Source organism: Streptococcus mitis, assembly GCF_003944325.1.
Classification (GTDB): Bacteria; Bacillota; Bacilli; order Lactobacillales; family Streptococcaceae; genus Streptococcus; species Streptococcus mitis_CW.
Map to the genome: position 1 here is coordinate 18393 of NZ_RJPX01000011.1, position 18840 is coordinate 37232.

Annotated in this window: 14 protein-coding genes; all 14 read left to right on the forward strand. The window is 43.2% G+C overall.

Annotated elements, in window-relative coordinates; genetic code table 11:
• Window positions 1-164: 164 nt before the first annotated feature.
• The 14 genes from comA (at window position 165) to D8787_RS04835 (ending at window position 18840) form a co-directional block, all read left to right on the forward strand.
• Window positions 165-2318, forward strand: a complete 2154-nt coding sequence (gene comA / locus D8787_RS04770) for a peptide cleavage/export ABC transporter ComA (protein ID WP_125421274.1) — start codon at window positions 165-167, stop codon at window positions 2316-2318.
• Between the two features lie 12 nt (window positions 2319-2330).
• Window positions 2331-3680, forward strand: a complete 1350-nt coding sequence (gene comB / locus D8787_RS04775) for a competence pheromone export protein ComB (RefSeq protein ID WP_125421277.1) — start codon at window positions 2331-2333, stop codon at window positions 3678-3680.
• 169 nt (window positions 3681-3849) lie between these two features.
• Window positions 3850-4557 carry a phosphoribosylaminoimidazolesuccinocarboxamide synthase gene (purC, locus tag D8787_RS04780; RefSeq protein ID WP_125421280.1) on the forward strand — a complete coding sequence of 236 codons (708 nt, stop codon included), beginning with the start codon at window positions 3850-3852 and terminating at the stop codon, window positions 4555-4557.
• 1 nt (window position 4558) lies between these two features.
• Window positions 4559-4702, forward strand: coding sequence for a phosphoribosylaminoimidazolesuccinocarboxamide synthase (locus tag D8787_RS12065; RefSeq protein WP_125421337.1), 144 nt, complete (start codon window positions 4559-4561; stop codon window positions 4700-4702).
• Window positions 4703-4758: 56 nt separating this feature from the next.
• The gene (locus D8787_RS04790; protein WP_125421283.1) at window positions 4759-8484 is read left to right on the forward strand and encodes a phosphoribosylformylglycinamidine synthase; all 3726 of its coding nucleotides are present in this window, start codon (window positions 4759-4761) and stop codon (window positions 8482-8484) included.
• 92 nt (window positions 8485-8576) lie between these two features.
• Window positions 8577-10019 carry an amidophosphoribosyltransferase gene (purF, locus tag D8787_RS04795; protein WP_125421286.1) on the forward strand — a complete coding sequence of 481 codons (1443 nt, stop codon included), beginning with the start codon at window positions 8577-8579 and terminating at the stop codon, window positions 10017-10019.
• 220 nt (window positions 10020-10239) lie between these two features.
• A complete protein-coding gene (purM, locus tag D8787_RS04800; RefSeq protein ID WP_125421289.1) occupies window positions 10240-11259 on the forward strand; it encodes a phosphoribosylformylglycinamidine cyclo-ligase in 1020 nt (339 codons plus the stop codon).
• The gene (purN, locus tag D8787_RS04805; RefSeq protein WP_125421292.1) at window positions 11256-11807 is read left to right on the forward strand and encodes a phosphoribosylglycinamide formyltransferase; all 552 of its coding nucleotides are present in this window, start codon (window positions 11256-11258) and stop codon (window positions 11805-11807) included. The genes purM and purN overlap by 4 nt, the downstream gene beginning before the upstream one ends.
• Before the next feature lie 43 nt (window positions 11808-11850).
• Window positions 11851-12315: a GNAT family N-acetyltransferase gene (locus D8787_RS04810; protein ID WP_125421295.1), complete on the forward strand. Its 465-nt coding sequence runs from the start codon at window positions 11851-11853 to the stop codon at window positions 12313-12315.
• 1 nt (window position 12316) lies between these two features.
• A complete protein-coding gene (purH, locus tag D8787_RS04815; protein WP_125421298.1) occupies window positions 12317-13864 on the forward strand; it encodes a bifunctional phosphoribosylaminoimidazolecarboxamide formyltransferase/IMP cyclohydrolase in 1548 nt (515 codons plus the stop codon).
• Window positions 13865-13985: 121 nt separating this feature from the next.
• Complete coding sequence (gene purD, locus D8787_RS04820) at window positions 13986-15251, forward strand: phosphoribosylamine--glycine ligase (protein WP_125421301.1); 1266 nt, start codon at window positions 13986-13988, stop codon at window positions 15249-15251.
• 201 nt (window positions 15252-15452) lie between these two features.
• Entirely contained in the window at window positions 15453-15944 is a 492-nt protein-coding gene (gene purE / locus D8787_RS04825; RefSeq protein WP_125421304.1) for a 5-(carboxyamino)imidazole ribonucleotide mutase, read from the forward strand.
• Entirely contained in the window at window positions 15931-17004 is a 1074-nt protein-coding gene (purK, locus tag D8787_RS04830; RefSeq protein WP_125421307.1) for a 5-(carboxyamino)imidazole ribonucleotide synthase, read from the forward strand. The genes purE and purK overlap by 14 nt, the downstream gene beginning before the upstream one ends.
• A gap of 24 nt (window positions 17005-17028) precedes the next feature.
• On the forward strand, window positions 17029-18840 hold the full coding sequence (locus tag D8787_RS04835) for an AIPR family protein (RefSeq protein ID WP_125421310.1): 1812 nt from the start codon (window positions 17029-17031) through the stop codon (window positions 18838-18840).

Consider the following 18840-nt stretch of genomic DNA (forward strand, 5'->3'; position numbering starts at 1 on the left):
TCATACCATATTTTTAGTAGGTGGGACGTTTGTTCTGCCTATTTTTTTATCCCAAAAGTGCATTTGGGAGGTAGATAGGCGCATTTGGGAAGGAAGTCCAGTTTTTGTTTGGGAATTGGGGTAAGATAGGTATTATCAGATGAGTTTAGGAAAAGGAGATGAATATGAAATTTGGGAAACGTCACTATCGTCCGCAGGTGGATCAGATGGACTGCGGTGTAGCTTCATTAGCCATGGTTTTTGGCTATTATGGTAGTTACTATTCTTTGGCTCACCTGCGAGAATTGGCCAAGACGACCATGGATGGGACGACGGCTTTGGGCTTGGTCAAGGTGGCAGAGGAAATTGGTTTTGAGACGCGAGCCATTAAGGCGGATATGTCGCTTTTTGACTTGCCAGATTTGACTTTTCCTTTTGTTGCCCATGTTCTTAAGGAAGGGAAATTGCTCCACTACTATGTGGTGACTGGGCAGGATAAGGACAGCATTCATATTGCTGATCCAGATCCTGGGGTGAAATTGACCAAACTACCACGTGAGCGTTTTGCGAAAGAATGGACAGGAGTGACTCTGTTTATGGCGCCTAGTCCAGACTATAAGCCCCATAAGGATCAAAAGAATGGCCTGCTCTCTTTTATCCCTATATTAGTGAAACAGCGTGGTTTGATTGCCAATATCGTTTTGGCGACACTCTTGGTAACCTTGATTAACATTGTGGGTTCTTACTATCTGCAGTCTATCATTGATACCTATGTGCCAGATCAGATGCGTTCGACGCTGGGGATTATTTCTATTGGGCTGGTTATCGTCTATATTCTCCAGCAGGTCTTGTCTTACGCTCAGGAGTACCTCTTGCTTGTTTTGGGGCAACGCTTATCGATTGATGTGATTTTGTCCTATATCAAGCATGTTTTTCACCTGCCTATGTCCTTTTTTGCGACACGTCGGACAGGGGAAATCGTGTCTCGTTTCACGGATGCTAACAGTATCATTGATGCGTTGGCTTCGACCATTCTTTCGATTTTCCTAGATGTGTCAACGGTTGTCATTATTTCCCTTGTTTTATTTTCACAAAATACCAATCTCTTTTTCATGACCTTGTTAGCGCTTCCTATCTATACAGTGATTATCTTTGCTTTTATGAAGCCGTTTGAAAAGATGAATCGGGACACTATGGAAGCCAATGCGGTTCTGTCTTCTTCTATCATTGAGGACATTAATGGTATTGAGACTATCAAGTCTTTGACCAGTGAAAGTTCACGATATCAAAAGATTGACAAGGAATTTGTGGATTATCTGAAAAAATCCTTTACCTATAGTCGAGCAGAGAGTCAGCAAAAGGCTCTGAAAAAGGTTGCCCATCTCTTGCTCAATGTCGGCATTCTCTGGATGGGGGCTGTTCTGGTCATGGATAGCAAGATGAGTTTGGGCCAGTTGATTACCTATAATACCTTGCTTGTTTACTTTACCAATCCTTTGGAAAATATCATCAATCTGCAAACCAAGCTTCAGACAGCGCAGGTTGCCAATAACCGTCTGAATGAGGTTTATCTGGTAGCTTCTGAGTTTGAGGAGAAGAAAACGGTTGAGGACTTGAGCTTGATGAAGGGAGATATGACCTTCAAGCAGGTTTCCTACAAGTATGGCTATGGTCGAGATGTTTTGTCGGATATCAATTTGACCATTTCGCAAGGTTCTAAAGTAGCTTTTGTGGGAATTTCAGGGTCGGGTAAGACGACCTTGGCCAAGATGATGGTTAATTTTTACGACCCAAGTCAGGGAGAGATTAGTCTGGGTGGTGTCAATCTCAATCAGATTGATAAAAAGGCTTTGCGCCAGTACATTAACTATCTGCCTCAACAGCCCTATGTCTTTAACGGAACGATTTTGGACAATCTTCTTTTGGGAGCCAAGGAGGGGACGACTCAGGAGGATATCTTACGGGCGGTCGAATTGGCAGAGATTCGGGAGGATATTGAGCGCATGCCACTGAATTACCAAACAGAATTGACTTCGGATGGGGCAGGAATTTCAGGTGGTCAACGGCAGAGAATCGCTCTGGCGCGTGCTCTCTTGACAGATGCACCTGTCTTGATTTTGGATGAGGCGACCAGCAGTTTAGATATTTTGACAGAGAAGCGAATTGTTGATAATCTGATGTCTTTAGATAAAACCTTGATTTTCATTGCTCACCGTTTGACCATTGCTGAGCGGACAGAGAAGGTTGTTGTCTTGGATCAGGGCAAGATTGTTGAAGAAGGAAAGCATGCTGATTTGCTTGCACAGGGTGGCTTTTATGCCCATTTGGTCAATAGCTAGAAAGAGGAGAGGATGAAACCAGAATTTTTAGAAAGTGCGGAGTTTTATAACCGTCGTTATCATAATTTTTCCAGTCGGGTGATTGTACCTATGTTCCTTCTGCTCGTGTTTTTGCTTGGCTTTGCAACTTTGGTAGAGAAGGAGATGAGTTTGTCAACTCGGGCTACTGTTGAGCCTAGTCGTATCCTTGCAAATATCCAGTCAACTAGCAACAATCGCATTCTTGTCAATCATTTGGAAGAAAATAAGCTGGTTAAGAAGGGGGAGCTTCTTGTTCAATACCAGGAAGGGGCAGAAGGTATCCAAGCAGAGGCTTATGGCAGTCAGTTGGACATGCTCAAGGATCAAAAAAAGCAATTGGAGTATTTGCAAAAAAGTCTGCAAGAAGGGACGGATTACTTTCCAGAGGAGGATAAATTTGGCTACCAAGCCACCTTTCGCGACTACATCAGTCAAGCAGGCAGTCTTAGGGCTAGTACATCGCAACAAAACAAAACCATCGCGTCTCAGAATGCAGCAGCTAGTCAAACCCAAGCCGAAATCGGCAATCTCATCAGCCAAACAGAGGCTAAAATTCGCGATTACCAGACAGCTAAGTCAGCTATTGAAACAGGTGCTTCCTTGGCCAGTCAGAATCTAGCCTACTCTCTCTACCAGTCCTACAAATCTCAGGGGGAGGAAAATCCGCAAGCTAAGGCTCAGGCTGTTGCGCAGGTTGAAGCGCAGCTTTCTCAGTTAGAATCCAGTCTTGCTACTTACCGCGTCCAGTATGCAGGTTCCGGAACCCAGCAAGCCTACGCGTCAGGCTTAAGCAGTCAATTGGAGTCTCTCAAATCCCAACACTTGGCTAAGGTTGGTCAGGAATTGACTCTTTTAGACCAGAAAATCTTGGAAGCAGAGTCAGGTAAGAAGGTACAGGGAAATCTTTTAGACAAGGGGAAAATTACGGCGAGTGAGGATGGGGTGCTTCATCTTAATCCTGAGACCAGTGATTCTACCATGGTAGCAGAAGGTGCCCTACTAGCCCAACTCTATCCATCCTTGGAAAAAGAAGGGAAAGCCAAACTTACAGCTTATCTAAGTTCCAAAGATGTTGCTAGAGTCAAGATCGGTGATTCGGTTCGCTATACTACGACTCATGATGCCAAGAATCAAATTTTCCTAGATTCTACGATTACCAGCATCGATGCTACAGCTACCAAGACTGAGAAAGGGAATTTCTTTAAAATCGAGGCGGAGACTAATCTAACTTCTGAGCAGGCTGAAAAACTTCGGTACGGGGTGGAGGGTCGTCTGCAGATGATTACAGGCAAGAAAAGTTATCTGCGCTATTATTTGGATCAATTTTTGAACAAAGAGTAATGTTCGTGTTTTTAGAGTTAAATGATTTTAAAACTGTGAGAAAGATACTTCTTGCAGTTTTTTCTTTATTATTTTTGGAGTGAATGTGTTATTTATTCGGTTAAATTCTTGTAATTTTAGGGTTTTTGTGGTAGAATGTGCTCAAGTAATACGAAAGGCGAACTTTAAAATGTCAAAACAATTGATCTATTCGGGAAAAGCTAAAGATATCTATACAACTGAAGATGAAAATCTTATTATTTCAACTTACAAGGACCAGGCGACTGCTTTCAATGGTGTCAAGAAGGAGCAGATTGCAGGTAAGGGAGTGTTGAATAATCAGATCTCATCTTTTATTTTTGAGAAATTAAATGCGGCTGGTGTGGCGACTCACTTTGTGGAGAAGCTTTCAGACACGGAACAACTCAATAAAAAGGTTAAGATTATTCCTTTGGAAGTCGTGCTTCGCAACTACACGGCTGGTTCCTTTTCAAAACGTTTTGGCGTGGATGAGGGAATCGCATTTGAGACTCCGATTGTCGAATTTTACTATAAAAATGATGATTTGGATGATCCATTTATCAATGATGAGCATGTGAAATTCCTACAGATTGCGGATGACCAGCAGATTGCCTACTTGAAGGAAGAAACTCGTCGTATCAATGAACTCTTGAAGGTCTGGTTTGCTGAGATTGGGCTTAAGTTGATTGACTTTAAGTTAGAGTTCGGTTTTGACAAGGATGGCAAGATTATCTTAGCAGACGAATTTTCACCAGATAACTGCCGCTTGTGGGATGCGGATGGCAAGCACATGGATAAGGATGTTTTCCGTAGAGGATTGGGAGAACTAACAGACGTTTACGAGATTGTCTGGGAGAAGTTACAGGGATTGAAATAATCTGTTAGCAACGGAGAACCTTCGTCTCTCAACTAAAAGGACTCAGGCTGAAAAGGTTCCCCAGACCTTTTCACTCCGTAGGAGTCTAGGTGAACTAACAGACGTCTACGAGATTGTCTGGGAAAAGTTGCAGGAATTGAAATAACAACCTCAAGGCTATTTGGGAACATTGCAAGAGCTGAAATAAAGGAATAATAATTGATGGATAAACGTATTTTTGTTGAAAAAAAGGCTGATTTTCAGGTCAAGTCAGAGAGTTTGGTTAGAGAGCTCCAGCACAACTTGGGACTGTCAAGCTTGAAAAGTATTCGTATTGTGCAGGTTTATGATGTCTTTGATTTGGCAGAGGACTTGTTTGCGCCTGCAGAGAAACACATTTTCTCTGAGCAGGTGACAGACCATGTTTTGGACGAAGCTGTTGTGCAGGCGGATCTGGCTAACTATGCTTTCTTTGCCATTGAAAGCCTGCCAGGACAGTTTGACCAACGTGCGGCTTCTTCACAGGAAGCTTTGCTTTTGCTGGGAAGTTCGAGTGATGTAATAGTCAATACAGCCCAACTTTACTTGGTTAATAAAGATATTGATGCGACTGAGTTAGAAGCGGTCAAGAACTACTTACTCAACCCAGTTGATTCTCGTTTCAAGGACATCACGACTGGAATTGCCAAGCAGGAATTTTCAGAGTCAGACAAGACCATTCCTGAATTGACTTTCTTTGAAAGCTATACAGCAGAAGACTTTGCTCGCTACAAGGCCGAGCAGGGCATGGCAATGGAAGTAGATGATTTGCTCTTTATTCAAGACTATTTCAAGTCTATTGGACGTGTGCCAACTGAGACTGAGTTAAAGGTGTTGGATACTTACTGGTCTGACCACTGCCGTCACACGACTTTTGAGACAGAGTTGAAACACATCGACTTTTCAGCTTCTAAATTCCAAAAGCAATTGCAGTCAACCTATGAAAAATATATTGCCATGCGTGATGAGTTGGGACGTACGGAAAAACCGCAAACCTTGATGGATATGGCTACTATTTTCGGTCGTTATGAGCGTGCTAATGGTCGTTTGGACGATATGGAAGTGTCAGACGAAATCAATGCTTGCTCTGTTGAAATTGAAGTGGATGTTGATGGTGTCAAGGAACCTTGGCTTCTCATGTTTAAAAATGAAACTCATAACCACCCAACTGAGATTGAGCCATTTGGTGGAGCGGCTACCTGTATCGGTGGAGCCATTCGTGATCCGTTGTCAGGTCGTTCCTACGTTTACCAAGCCATGCGTATCTCAGGTGCTGGTGATATTACAGCACCGATTTCGGAAACTCGCGCTGGGAAATTGCCACAACAGGTTATTTCTAAAACAGCGGCTCATGGTTATTCTTCTTACGGAAACCAGATTGGGCTTGCGACAACTTACGTTCGTGAGTACTTCCACCCAGGTTTTGTAGCTAAACGTATGGAGCTAGGTGCTGTTGTCGGTGCTGCTCCTAAGGGCAACGTTGTCCGTGAAAAACCGACAGCGGGCGATGTGATTATCCTTCTCGGTGGTAAGACTGGACGTGATGGTGTCGGTGGTGCGACAGGCTCTTCTAAAGTTCAAACAGTTGAGTCTGTAGAGACTGCTGGTGCTGAGGTCCAAAAAGGGAATGCCATCGAAGAACGCAAGATTCAACGTCTTTTCCGTAATGGCGATGTCACTCGTCTTATCAAGAAATCAAATGACTTTGGTGCTGGTGGTGTCTGTGTGGCTATCGGTGAATTGGCAGACGGTCTTGAAATCGACCTTGACAAGGTGCCTCTTAAATACCAAGGCTTGAATGGTACAGAAATTGCTATCTCTGAATCACAAGAACGGATGGCAGTCGTGGTTCGTCCTGAAGATGTGGCTGCCTTCGTTGCAGAATGTAACAAAGAAAATATTGATGCTGTTGTGGTTGCGACAGTGACTGAAAAACCAAATCTAGTCATGCACTGGAATGGTGAAACAATCGTCGACTTGGAACGTCGTTTCCTTGATACCAACGGTGTGCGTGTCGTTGTAGATGCCAAGGTTGTGGACAAGGATGTCAAGCTTCCAGAAGAACGTACAACAAGCGCTGACACACTTGAAGCAGATACCCTTGCGGTTCTATCTGACCTCAACCATGCGAGTCAAAAAGGCTTGCAGACCATCTTTGACTGTTCGGTCGGTCGTTCTACAGTTAATCACCCACTTGGTGGTCGCTATCAACTCACACCAACTGAGGCTTCTGTGCAGAAATTGCCAGTCCAACACGGTGTGACTCACACTGCGTCAGTCATTGCTCAAGGTTTCAACCCTTATCTAGCAGAATGGTCTCCATACCACGGTGCTGCTTATGCGGTTATCGAAGCAACTGCTCGTTTGGTTGCTGCTGGTGCCAACTGGTCTAAGGCTCGATTCTCTTACCAAGAGTACTTCGAGCGCATGGACAAACAAGCCGAGCGTTTTGGTCAGCCAGTAGCAGCTCTTCTAGGAACTATCGAAGCTCAGATTCAGCTTGGCTTACCATCTATCGGTGGTAAGGACTCCATGTCTGGTACCTTTGAGGAATTGACCGTACCACCGACCTTGGTAGCCTTTGGGGTGACAACAGCAGATAGCCGTAATGTGCTCTCTCCAGAGTTCAAGAATGCTGGTGAAAACATTTACTACATCCCAGGTCAAGCCCTCTCTGCAGAGATTGATTTTGATTTGGTTAAGTCTAACTTTGCTCAATTTGAAGCTATCCAAGCTGGTCACAAAGTGACATCTGCATCAGCTGTCAAATATGGTGGTGTGGTTGAAGCTCTTGCCCTTGCTACCTTTGGAAATCATATTGGTGCAGAGGTAACCTTTCCTGAACTTGAAACAGCCTTGACAGCTCAATTAGGCGGCTTTGTCTTCACGTCTCCTGAAGAAATCGCTGGAGTGGAGAAAATCGGGCAAACGAGCGCAGACTTTACACTCCTTGTCAACGGTGTGAAGCTAGATGGACAGAAACTTGACAGTGCCTTCCAAGGAAAATTGGAAGAAGTTTATCCAACAGAATTTGCCCAAGCCAAAGAACTGTCTGAAGTACCAGCTGTGGCATCAGATGTTGTGATTAAAGCCAAAGAAAAGATTGAAAAACCTGTGGTTTATATCCCAGTCTTTCCAGGAACCAACTCAGAATATGATTCAGCTAAGGCATTTGAAAAAGAAGGTGCAGAGGTCAACTTAGTACCATTTGTGACCTTGAATGAAGAAGCCATTGTCAAGTCAGTTGAAACTATGGTTGACAACATCGGTAAGGCTAACATTCTCTTCTTTGCAGGTGGCTTCTCGGCTGCGGATGAACCAGATGGTTCAGCTAAGTTTATCGTCAACATCCTGCTTAATGAAAAAGTGCGTGCAGCTATTGATAGCTTTATCGCCCGTGGTGGCTTGATTATCGGTATCTGTAATGGATTCCAGGCCTTGGTCAAATCAGGTCTTCTTCCATACGGAAACTTCGAAGATGCCAGCAGTACTAGCCCAACCCTCTTCTACAATGATGCCAACCAACATGTGGCTAAGATGGTGGAAACCCGTATTGCCAATACCAACTCACCATGGTTAGCTGGTGTGCAAGTAGGCGATATCCACGCTATTCCTGTTTCGCACGGGGAAGGGAAATTTGTCGTGACTGCTGAGGAATTTGCAGAGCTCCGTGACAATGGACAAATTTTCAGCCAATACGTTGACTTTGACGGAAAACCAAGCATGGATTCTAAGTACAATCCAAATGGTTCTGTCCATGCCATCGAAGGAATTACCAGCAAAAACGGTCAAATTATCGGTAAGATGGGACATTCAGAACGTTATGAGGACGGTCTGTTCCTAAACATTCCAGGAAATAAAGACCAGCACCTGTTTGCATCGGCGGTTAAATATTTCACTGGAAAATAAGACTTGCAGATTTTCTAATAGATAGTATCAGTAATGTAAAAGTCATGTAGATTTAGCTCTTGACGATTGCAAATGAAAATTAGGTATAAAAAATGACATACGAAGTAAAATCTCTTAATGAAGAATGTGGTGTTTTCGGTATCTGGGGACATCCAGATGCTGCTAAATTAACCTATTTTGGTCTCCACAGTCTTCAGCACCGTGGTCAGGAGGGGGCAGGAATCCTCTCCAATGATCAGGGACAACTGAAGCGCCATCGTGACATGGGACTTTTATCAGAAGTCTTCAGAAATCCTGCTAATTTGGATAAATTGACAGGAACTGGTGCGATTGGTCACGTGCGTTATGCGACTGCTGGCGAAGCTTCTGTAGATAACATTCAGCCCTTCCTCTTCCGTTTTCACGATATGCAGTTTGGCTTGGCTCATAATGGAAACTTGACCAATGCAGCCTCTCTCAAGAAAGAATTGGAAGATAGAGGAGCGATTTTCAGCGCGACTTCGGACTCGGAAATCTTGGCTCATCTCATTCGTCGCAGTCACAATCCGAACTTGATGGGAAAAATCAAGGAAGCGCTCAGCCTTGTCAAAGGTGGTTTTGCCTATATCTTGCTGTTTGAGGACAAGTTGATTGCGGCTCTTGACCCCAATGGTTTCCGTCCGCTTTCTATCGGGAAAATGGCTAATGGAGCGGTGGTTGTTTCCTCTGAAACTTGCGCTTTTGAAGTCATTGGTGCCGAGTGGATTCGTGATTTGAAACCAGGTGAGATTGTGATTATTGATGACAAGGGCATCCAGTATGATAGCTATACAGACGATACCCAGTTAGCAATCTGTTCCATGGAGTATATCTACTTTGCCCGCCCTGATTCTAATATCCACGGTGTCAATGTCCATACGGCACGTAAACGTATGGGTGCCCAATTGGCGCGTGAATTCAAGCATGAGGCAGATATCGTGGTCGGTGTACCCAATTCTTCCCTCAGCGCGGCTATGGGATTTGCGGAAGAATCAGGTTTACCAAACGAAATGGGCCTCATCAAGAACCAATACACCCAACGTACCTTTATCCAACCGACTCAAGAATTGCGGGAGCAAGGGGTGCGGATGAAACTGTCTGCTGTTTCAGGCGTTGTTAAAGGCAAACGTGTGGTCATGGTGGATGATTCCATTGTTCGTGGGACAACCTCTCGCCGTATCGTTCAGCTTTTGAAAGAAGCAGGTGCGACTGAGGTTCACGTTGCAATTGGTAGTCCAGCGCTAGCTTATCCATGCTTCTACGGGATTGATATCCAGACCCGTCAGGAACTGATTGCAGCCAATCATACGGTTGAAGAAACGCGTCAAATCATTGGGGCAGACAGTCTGACTTATCTCTCTGTTGAGGGATTGATTGATTCGATTGGGATTGAAACAGATGCGCCAAATGGTGGTCTCTGTGTCGCTTACTTTGACGGTGACTACCCAACTCCTCTCTACGACTATGAAGAAGACTATCGTAGAAGTTTGGAAGAAAAGACCAGTTTTTACAAGTAGCCGACTGAAGATTCTTCATAAAAGAAAAGGAATAAACAAATGACAAATAAAAATGCATACGCTCCACGTCTCACTACTGACTAAAAGCTAAAGCATTTGTCAGTAGACGCTTTCTCCTATGGGACCAAAGCTAGAGACCTGACTAGTATTTTTAGATAAAATAATTGTTTATCTAAAAATACGTCGCAGTCTTTCTCAAAAAAAGAAAAGGAATAAATAAATGACAAAAAATGCTTATGCCCAGTCTGGGGTGGATGTTGAAGCGGGTTATGAAGTTGTTGAACGGATTAAAAAGCACGTGGCTCGTACGGAGCGTGCAGGTGTTATGGGAGCTCTGGGTGGCTTTGGTGGTATGTTTGACCTTTCAAAAACTGGTATCAAAGAGCCCGTCTTGATCTCAGGGACTGACGGTGTTGGAACCAAACTTATGCTGGCTATCAAGTACGACAAGCACGATACCATTGGTCAGGACTGTGTGGCTATGTGTGTCAATGACATCATCGCTGCAGGTGCGGAGCCCCTCTATTTTCTTGACTATGTGGCGACAGGGAAGAATGAACCAGCCAAGCTAGAACAAGTGGTTGCTGGTGTAGCAGAAGGTTGTGTGCAGGCTGGTGCTGCCCTCATCGGTGGGGAAACGGCTGAAATGCCTGGTATGTATGGTGAAGATGATTACGATCTAGCTGGTTTTGCGGTCGGTGTGGCTGAAAAATCTCAAATCATTGACGGCTCAAAGGTGTCAGAGGGAGATATTCTTCTTGGACTTGCTTCAAGTGGGATTCACTCAAATGGTTACTCCCTCGTTCGTCGTGTATTTGCCGACTATACAGGTGAGGAAGTCTTGCCAGAATTGGAAGGCAAGAAACTCAAGGAAGTTCTTCTTGAGCCGACTCGTATCTATGTCAAGGCTGTCTTGCCACTCATCAAGGAAGAGTTGGTCAACGGTATTGCCCACATCACTGGTGGAGGCTTTATTGAAAATGTCCCTCGTATGTTTGCAGCTGAGCTGGCTGCTGAGATTGAAGAAGACAAGGTACCAGTGCTTCCGATTTTCAAAGCCCTTGAAAAATACGGTAAAATCAAGCATGAAGAAATGTTTGAAATCTTCAATATGGGTGTGGGACTCATGTTGGCAGTTAGCCCTGAAAATGTAGGTCGTGTCAAAGAATTGCTGGATGAACCAGTCTATGAAATTGGTCGCATCGTCAAGAAAGAAAACGAAAGTGTCATCATCAAATGAAAAAAATAGCGGTTTTTGCCTCGGGTAATGGCTCAAATTTTCAGGTGATTGCCGAACAGTTTTCAGTGGAGTTTGTCTTTTCAGACCATCGTGACGCCTATGTGCTCGAACGTGCAGACAAGCTTGGTGTCCTATCCTACGCTTTTGAACTCAAGGAGTTTGAGAGCAAGGCAGACTACGAAGCAGCACTTGTTGAGCTATTAGAAGAGTACCAGATTGACTTGGTTTGTCTGGCAGGCTACATGAAAATCGTTGGATCGACCTTATTGGCGGCATATGAGGGACGAATTATCAACATTCATCCAGCCTACCTGCCAGAATTTCCAGGAGCTCATGGGATTGAGGAGGCTTGGAATGCTGGGGTGGATCAGTCTGGTGTGACCATTCACTGGGTGGATTCAGGTGTGGATACAGGCAAGGTTATCAAACAAGTGCGTGTACCGCGACTAGCTGATGATACGATTGAAAGTTTTGCAACTCGGATTCATGAGGCAGAGTACAAGTTGTATCCAGAGGTGTTGGATAGTTTGGGAGTGGAGAGAAGGTAAGAAGGAAACCAAGTTTTGATTGTGAAATCTTGCTGTAGAAAAAATGATTAATTTGAAATTAGTAGATGAGAATAGTTTTCAGGCAGTGCTGGATTTGAAAATATCTGAAGCTGATGAACGAGCACGTTTCGTGTCTCCAAATGTACGCTCTTTAGCTGACGCATGGCTCTACCGAGAGAATGGGGATGTGTTTCCAATGGCAATCTATTGGAATGAGCTTGTAGTTGGTTTTCTCCTGTTGGAAATAGATAAGGATGAAGCGGAATACTTTATCTGGCGGATAATGATTGGCCAGCAGTACCAAGGAAGAGGTTATGGACGAAAAGCCTTGGAAGTTCTGATCAAAAAGGCTCAGATGGATAGCATTTGCAATCATATTATTGCAGATTATGTGGTTGGAAATGAAAAAATGAAGCACCTGCTGACTAGTCTGGGTTTTCAGGAAACAGGATTTATAGAAGAAAATAACGAAGTCGCTATGCGCTTGGATTTAAAGAAAGAGGAATAGAATGACGAAAAAAGCCTTGATCAGTGTCTCAGACAAATCGGGCATTGTTAAATTTGCCCAAGAACTTAAAAAACTCGGTTGGGATATTATCTCAACAGGTGGGACCAAGGTTGCCCTTGATACAGCTGGGGTGAAGACCATTGCCATCGATGATGTGACTGGTTTTCCAGAGATGATGGATGGCCGTGTCAAGACCCTTCATCCAAATATCCACGGGGGACTTTTGGCTCGTCGTGACTTGTATAGTCACTTGGAAGCAGCTAAGGAGAACCAGATTGAGCTCATTGATCTTGTTGTGGTAAACCTTTACCCATTTAAGGAAACCATCCTCAAACCGGACGTGACTTACGCTGACGCAGTTGAAAACATCGATATCGGCGGGCCATCTATGCTTCGCTCAGCTGCGAAAAATCATGCTAGCGTAACAGTTGTGGTAGACCCTGCTGACTATGATGTGGTGCTTAACGAATTGTCAGCAAATGGTGAAACAATTTATGAAACTCGTCAACGTTTAGCAGCAAAAGTTTTCCGTCACACAGCAGCTTATGATGCTTTGATTGCAGAGTATTTCACAGCTCAAGTGGGCGAAAGCAAGCCTGAAAAACTCACTTTGACTTATGACCTCAAGCAAGCTATGCGCTATGGGGAAAATCCTCAACAGGACGCGGACTTCTACCAAAAAGCTTTGCCGACAGACTACTCGATTGCATCTGCTAAACAGCTTAACGGGAAAGAATTGTCCTTCAACAATATCCGCGATGCGGATGCTGCCATTCGTATTATCCGTGACTTCAAAGACCGTCCAACCGTTGTGGCTCTCAAACACATGAACCCATGTGGAATCGGTCAGGCGGATGATATAGAAACAGCTTGGGATTACGCTTATGAGTCTGATCCAGTATCAATTTTCGGTGGTATCGTCGTTCTCAACCGTGAAGTAGATGCTACGACGGCTGAGAAGATGCATGGCGTTTTCCTTGAAATCATCATCGCACCGAGCTATACAGATGAAGCGCTAGCCATTTTGACCAACAAAAAGAAAAACTTGCGCATTCTTGCCTTGCCATTTGACGCTCAAGATGCTAGTGAAGTGGAAGCGGAGTACACAGGCGTGGTTGGTGGACTTCTCGTGCAAAACCAAGACGTGGTCAAAGAGAGGCCAGCTGACTGGCAAGTGGTGACCAAGCGCCAACCAACAGAGACAGAGGCGACAGCTCTTGAGTTTGCTTGGAAGGCTATTAAATACGTCAAATCAAACGGAATCATTGTAACCAACGACCACATGACACTTGGTGTTGGCCCAGGTCAGACCAACCGTGTGGCTTCTGTTCGTATCGCCATTGACCAAGCTAAAGATCGTCTTGATAGTGCTGTCCTTGCTTCAGATGCCTTCTTCCCATTTGCAGATAACGTGGAAGAAATCGCTAAAGCAGGTATTAAGGCTATCATCCAGCCAGGTGGCTCCGTTCGTGACCAAGAATCTATCGAAGCTGCTGACAAATATGGCTTGACCATGGTCTTCACAGGCGTGAGACATTTTAGACATTAAGAAGACAAGAGGGAAGAAAACAGTTTCTTTCCTTTTTTTGCTTAAAAAACGGAATAGAACAAGATTAAAACGAACGTTTATGATATAATATTATTAAATAATTCGCAAAAGAGGTTGAGAAATGAAGCTGTTAGTTATCGGTTCGGGTGGTCGTGAGCATGCGATTGCTAAGAAGTTGCTTGATTCAAAAGAGGTAGAAAAGGTTTTTGTAGCTCCTGGGAATGACGGGATGACTCTGGATGGTTTGGAATTGGTAAATATCTCTATTTCCGAACATTCTAAATTGATTGAGTTTGCAAAGGTCAACGATATTGCTTGGACCTTTATCGGGCCAGACGATGCCCTTGCTGCTGGGATTCTGGATGATTTTAACCAAGCTGGGCTCAAGGCCTTTGGTCCGACCAAAGCTGCAGCGGAGCTAGAGTGGTCCAAGGATTTTGCTAAGGAAATTATGGTCAAATATGACGTTCCGACAGCAGCCTATGGCACATTCTCGGATTTTGAGGAAGCCAAGGCCTACATCGAGGGAAAAGGCGCTCCAATCGTCGTCAAGGCGGATGGCTTGGCGCTCGGGAAGGGTGTTGTCGTTGCTGAGACAGTCGAGCAAGCGGTCGAAGCAGCTCACGAGATGCTTTTGGATAATAAATTTGGTGACTCAGGTGCGCGTGTAGTTATCGAGGAATTCCTTGACGGGGAGGAGTTCTCTCTCTTTGCCTTTGTCAATGGGGACAAGTTTTACATCATGCCCACGGCTCAGGACCACAAACGTGCCTATGATGGTGATAAGGGGCCTAACACAGGTGGCATGGGTGCCTATGCACCAGTTCCTCACTTTCCACAGAGCGTGGTTGCCACAGCGGTTGACACTATTGTCAAGCCAGTCCTAGAAGGGATGATCAAAGAAGGTCGTCCTTATCTGGGTATCCTTTACGCAGGGCTTATTTTAACAGCAGATGGACCTAAAGTTATCGAGTTCAATGCTCGTTTTGGAGATCCCGAAACTCAGATTATCTTGCCACGATTGACGTCTGACTTTGCACAAAATATCACGGATATTCTCGATGGCAAGGAGCCGAAGATCACATGGACGAACAAGGGTGTGACTCTAGGTGTGGTTGTTGCATCCAAGGGCTATCCGCTAGATTATGCAAAGGGTGTCGAGTTGCCAACTAAGACAGAAGGCAATATCATCACCTACTATGCCGGAGCTAAATTTGCTGAAAATGGGGAAGACCTTCTTTCAAACGGAGGCCGTGTCTATATGCTCGTCACCACTGCTGATACCGTCAAAGAAGCCCAAGAAACCATCTACAAGGAACTTGACAAACAAAATACAGAAGGCCTCTTTTACCGAACAGATATCGGAAGCAAGGCCATAAAAGATTAATAGATACTATAGTTGTCATGGCGAGCGAAAGCGAGCCAAAGTAAGATAATGGTTGCCGTGGTGAAAAGACCAGAACAGTATCTGTTCTGGTCTAGGGAAAATTTGAGACCTTAGGCTCAAATTTTAGGAGTGAAACCGAAGGTTTGCTTCCGTCCCCACCACCTAAGACCATTATCAAAAAAGAAGAAAAAAGGAAAAATTATGACTAAACCAATTATTTCCATTATCATGGGCTCAAAATCCGACTGGGCAACCATGCAAAAAACCGCCGAAGTCTTAGATCGCTTCGGTGTAGCCTACGAAAAGAAAGTTGTCTCTGCCCACCGTACTCCAGACCTCATGTTCAGACATGCGGAGGAGGCTCGTAGTCGTGGTATCAAGGTCATTATCGCGGGTGCTGGTGGCGCAGCCCATTTGCCAGGTATGGTTGCTGCCAAAACAACCCTTCCAGTCATTGGTGTGCCCGTCAAATCTCGTGCGCTTAGTGGCGTGGACTCGCTCTACTCTATCGTACAGATGCCGGGTGGAGTACCAGTCGCAACCATGGCTATCGGTGAAGCAGGAGCGACCAACGCAGCCCTCTTTGCCCTCCGTCTCCTGTCAGTAGAGGATCAGGCTATCGCGACAGTTTTGGCAGATTTTGCAGAAGAACAAGGAAAAATCGCAGAGGAGTCTACCAATGAGCTCATCTAAAACAATCGGAATTATCGGTGGCGGTCAGCTGGGGCAGATGATGGCCATTTCTGCTATCTACATGGGGCACAAGGTTATCGCGCTGGATCCTGCTGCGGATTGTCCAGCCTCTCGCGTGGCGGAAATCATCGTGGCTCCTTATAACGATGTGGAAGCTCTTCGTCAGCTGGCTGAGCGATGCGATGTCCTGACCTATGAGTTTGAAAATGTCGATGCTGACGGCTTGGATGCTGTTATCAAGGAGGGACAACTCCCTCAAGGGACAGACCTGCTCCGCATTTCTCAAAATCGGATTTTTGAAAAGGACTTTCTCTCAAATAAGGCTCAAGTCACCGTGGCACCATACAAGGTCGTGACTTCTAGCCAAGACTTGGCAGATATCGACCTCTCTAAAAACTATATCCTCAAGACGGCGACCGGTGGTTACGATGGCCATGGTCAAAAGGTTATTCGTTCAGAAGCAGACTTGGAAGAAGCTTATACACTAGCGGATTCAGCAGACTGTGTTTTGGAAGAATTTGTCAACTTTGACCTTGAGATTTCAGTCATCGTGTCTGGTAATCGCAAGGATGTGACGGTTTTCCCAGTTCAGGAAAATATCCATCGTAACAACATCCTATCTAAAACAATTGTGCCTGCTCGCATTTCTGATAGTCTAGCTGAGAAAGCTAAAGATATGGCTCTACGAATTGCAGAACAACTGCACTTGTCTGGAACCCTTTGCGTGGAAATGTTTGCGACGGCTGATGATATTATCGTTAATGAGATCGCCCCACGTCCACATAACTCAGGGCACTACTCGATTGAAGCCTGCGACTTCTCTCAGTTTGATACCCATATCCTAGGCGTTCTGGGAGCACCATTGCCCGCCATTAAACTGCATGCACCAGCTGTTATGCTCAATGTTCTCGGCCAACATGTTGAGACCGCTGAAAAATATGTCACAGAAAATCCAAGCGCCCATCTCCACATGTATGGTAAAATAGAAGCGAAGCACAACCGCAAGATGGGACATGTGACTTTGTTTAGTGATGTGCCGGATAAGGTTGAGGAATTTTAATTAAATATTAGATAGAGGGAAATAATGAATAATAATAAACAAATAAAAAATCCAATAATTAAATCATATGTTAATGATTTTGCTGATAAACATGAAATCTCTAAAAAGCAACGAAAAGACGAACATCTTTTATTTGAAAGTTATATCAATGATGCCATAGTTTCAGTATATGGAAATGACGCTAATGTTTCATATGAGGACATGGAGACTGGATCGGCATTTGGTATTGATGGTGTAGCCATATTTGTTGCTGATAAACTGGTCCAAAGTGTTGAAGACGTTGATTATGTTGTTGAAAATTTAAAACGGTTTGATGTTGAATTTTATTTTATTCAAACGAAAACGTCTGAAAAAATAGATAGACAAGAACTGAATGATTTCTTTACGGGAGTTAGAAGGTTTTTCGACTTTGATCGTGATAGTTGTGATATTTTGGAATTAGATGTTTTTTGGGAAACTGCAAAATATATTTTCACTAAGGCAAGTAGATTTAAAGAAAATCCAAAACTAAATACATTTTTTGTCAGTTTAGATACAAATGAAGATGAGAAGTTAAAAGATGAACATATTTTGAAAACAATTGAAATGGGTGTCAGTGACTTAGAAAAATTAAGTTTGTTTGGCACAATCCTTTCACCTAAGATAATGGGTTTGAAATCTGTAATGGAGTTACATCGTAAGAATCAATCTGACTTAGAAATTAGTATAAGTATGACAAAAACGCCTGTTGCTTACCCGAAAGATATGAGTGGTAAAATAAAAAATGGATATTACGGATTGATCAGGTTAGAAGAATTTATTAAGTTATTATCAGATGAAATAGACGGTAAGAAGGTTTTGAGACGTGGAATTTTTGATGATAACATAAGATATTATTTAGGTGCTGATGAAAAAATAGAAGTTAATCATAATATGAAAAACCAGCTGGTTGGGGAGGATAGTTATTTATTTGGATTATTAAATAATGGAATTACAATAATTGGAGATGATATAAAACTTAATTCTGAAGAGTTAACTTTAGTCAATTATCAAATTGTTAATGGATGTCAAACCAGTAATGTAATTTTTGAATCTCTAGATTCTATTTCTGAAACTGATGAAATTTATCTTCCGGTCAGATTTATTGCCACTACTGACGAAGAAACAAAAAATTCAATTATAAAAGCAACTAATAGTCAGACCACTTTGAAACCAGAACAGTTGGCAGCTTTAGCACCGATACAGAAAAATATTGAAGAGTATTATCGTTCTAAAGAAAAAGAACGTAATTCAGTAGGTCTATATTATGAACGTAGGACAGAACAGTATAGAGATGATAATATATCTAAAACAAAAATAATTAATATTCCTATTCAGATTAAGGCTACGTCAGCAATGTTTTTAAATCTTCCACATGAGGTTTCGGGTCAATATGGTAAAGTTGAACGTAACACTAGAAATGCCTTATTCAATGAAAATGATTTGAAATATATTAATATTTATTATAGTAGTGGTTTAACCTTTTATAAAGTGGAACGTTATGTCAGAAATAATTATGATAGAAAATATTTTAAAGCTAGATGGCACCTTATGATGATTATTAAATATTTATTAGGTGATGGGAAAGATGAATTAGGTATAACTAAATTTAATAGTAAAATAAGTCATAAGATAGAAGAAGTTGTTAAAGATGATACTGAATTTAGTAATTATATTGAACAGGCAATAGCTATCTTAAATAAATTTTTAGAAGAAAAATTTGAAAAAGACATTATACAGAAAGACAGGAAATTATTTGAAAGAAAAGAAACAACAGAGGAACTTATTAATTATACAAAGAGCTTTGAGGTAAAATAA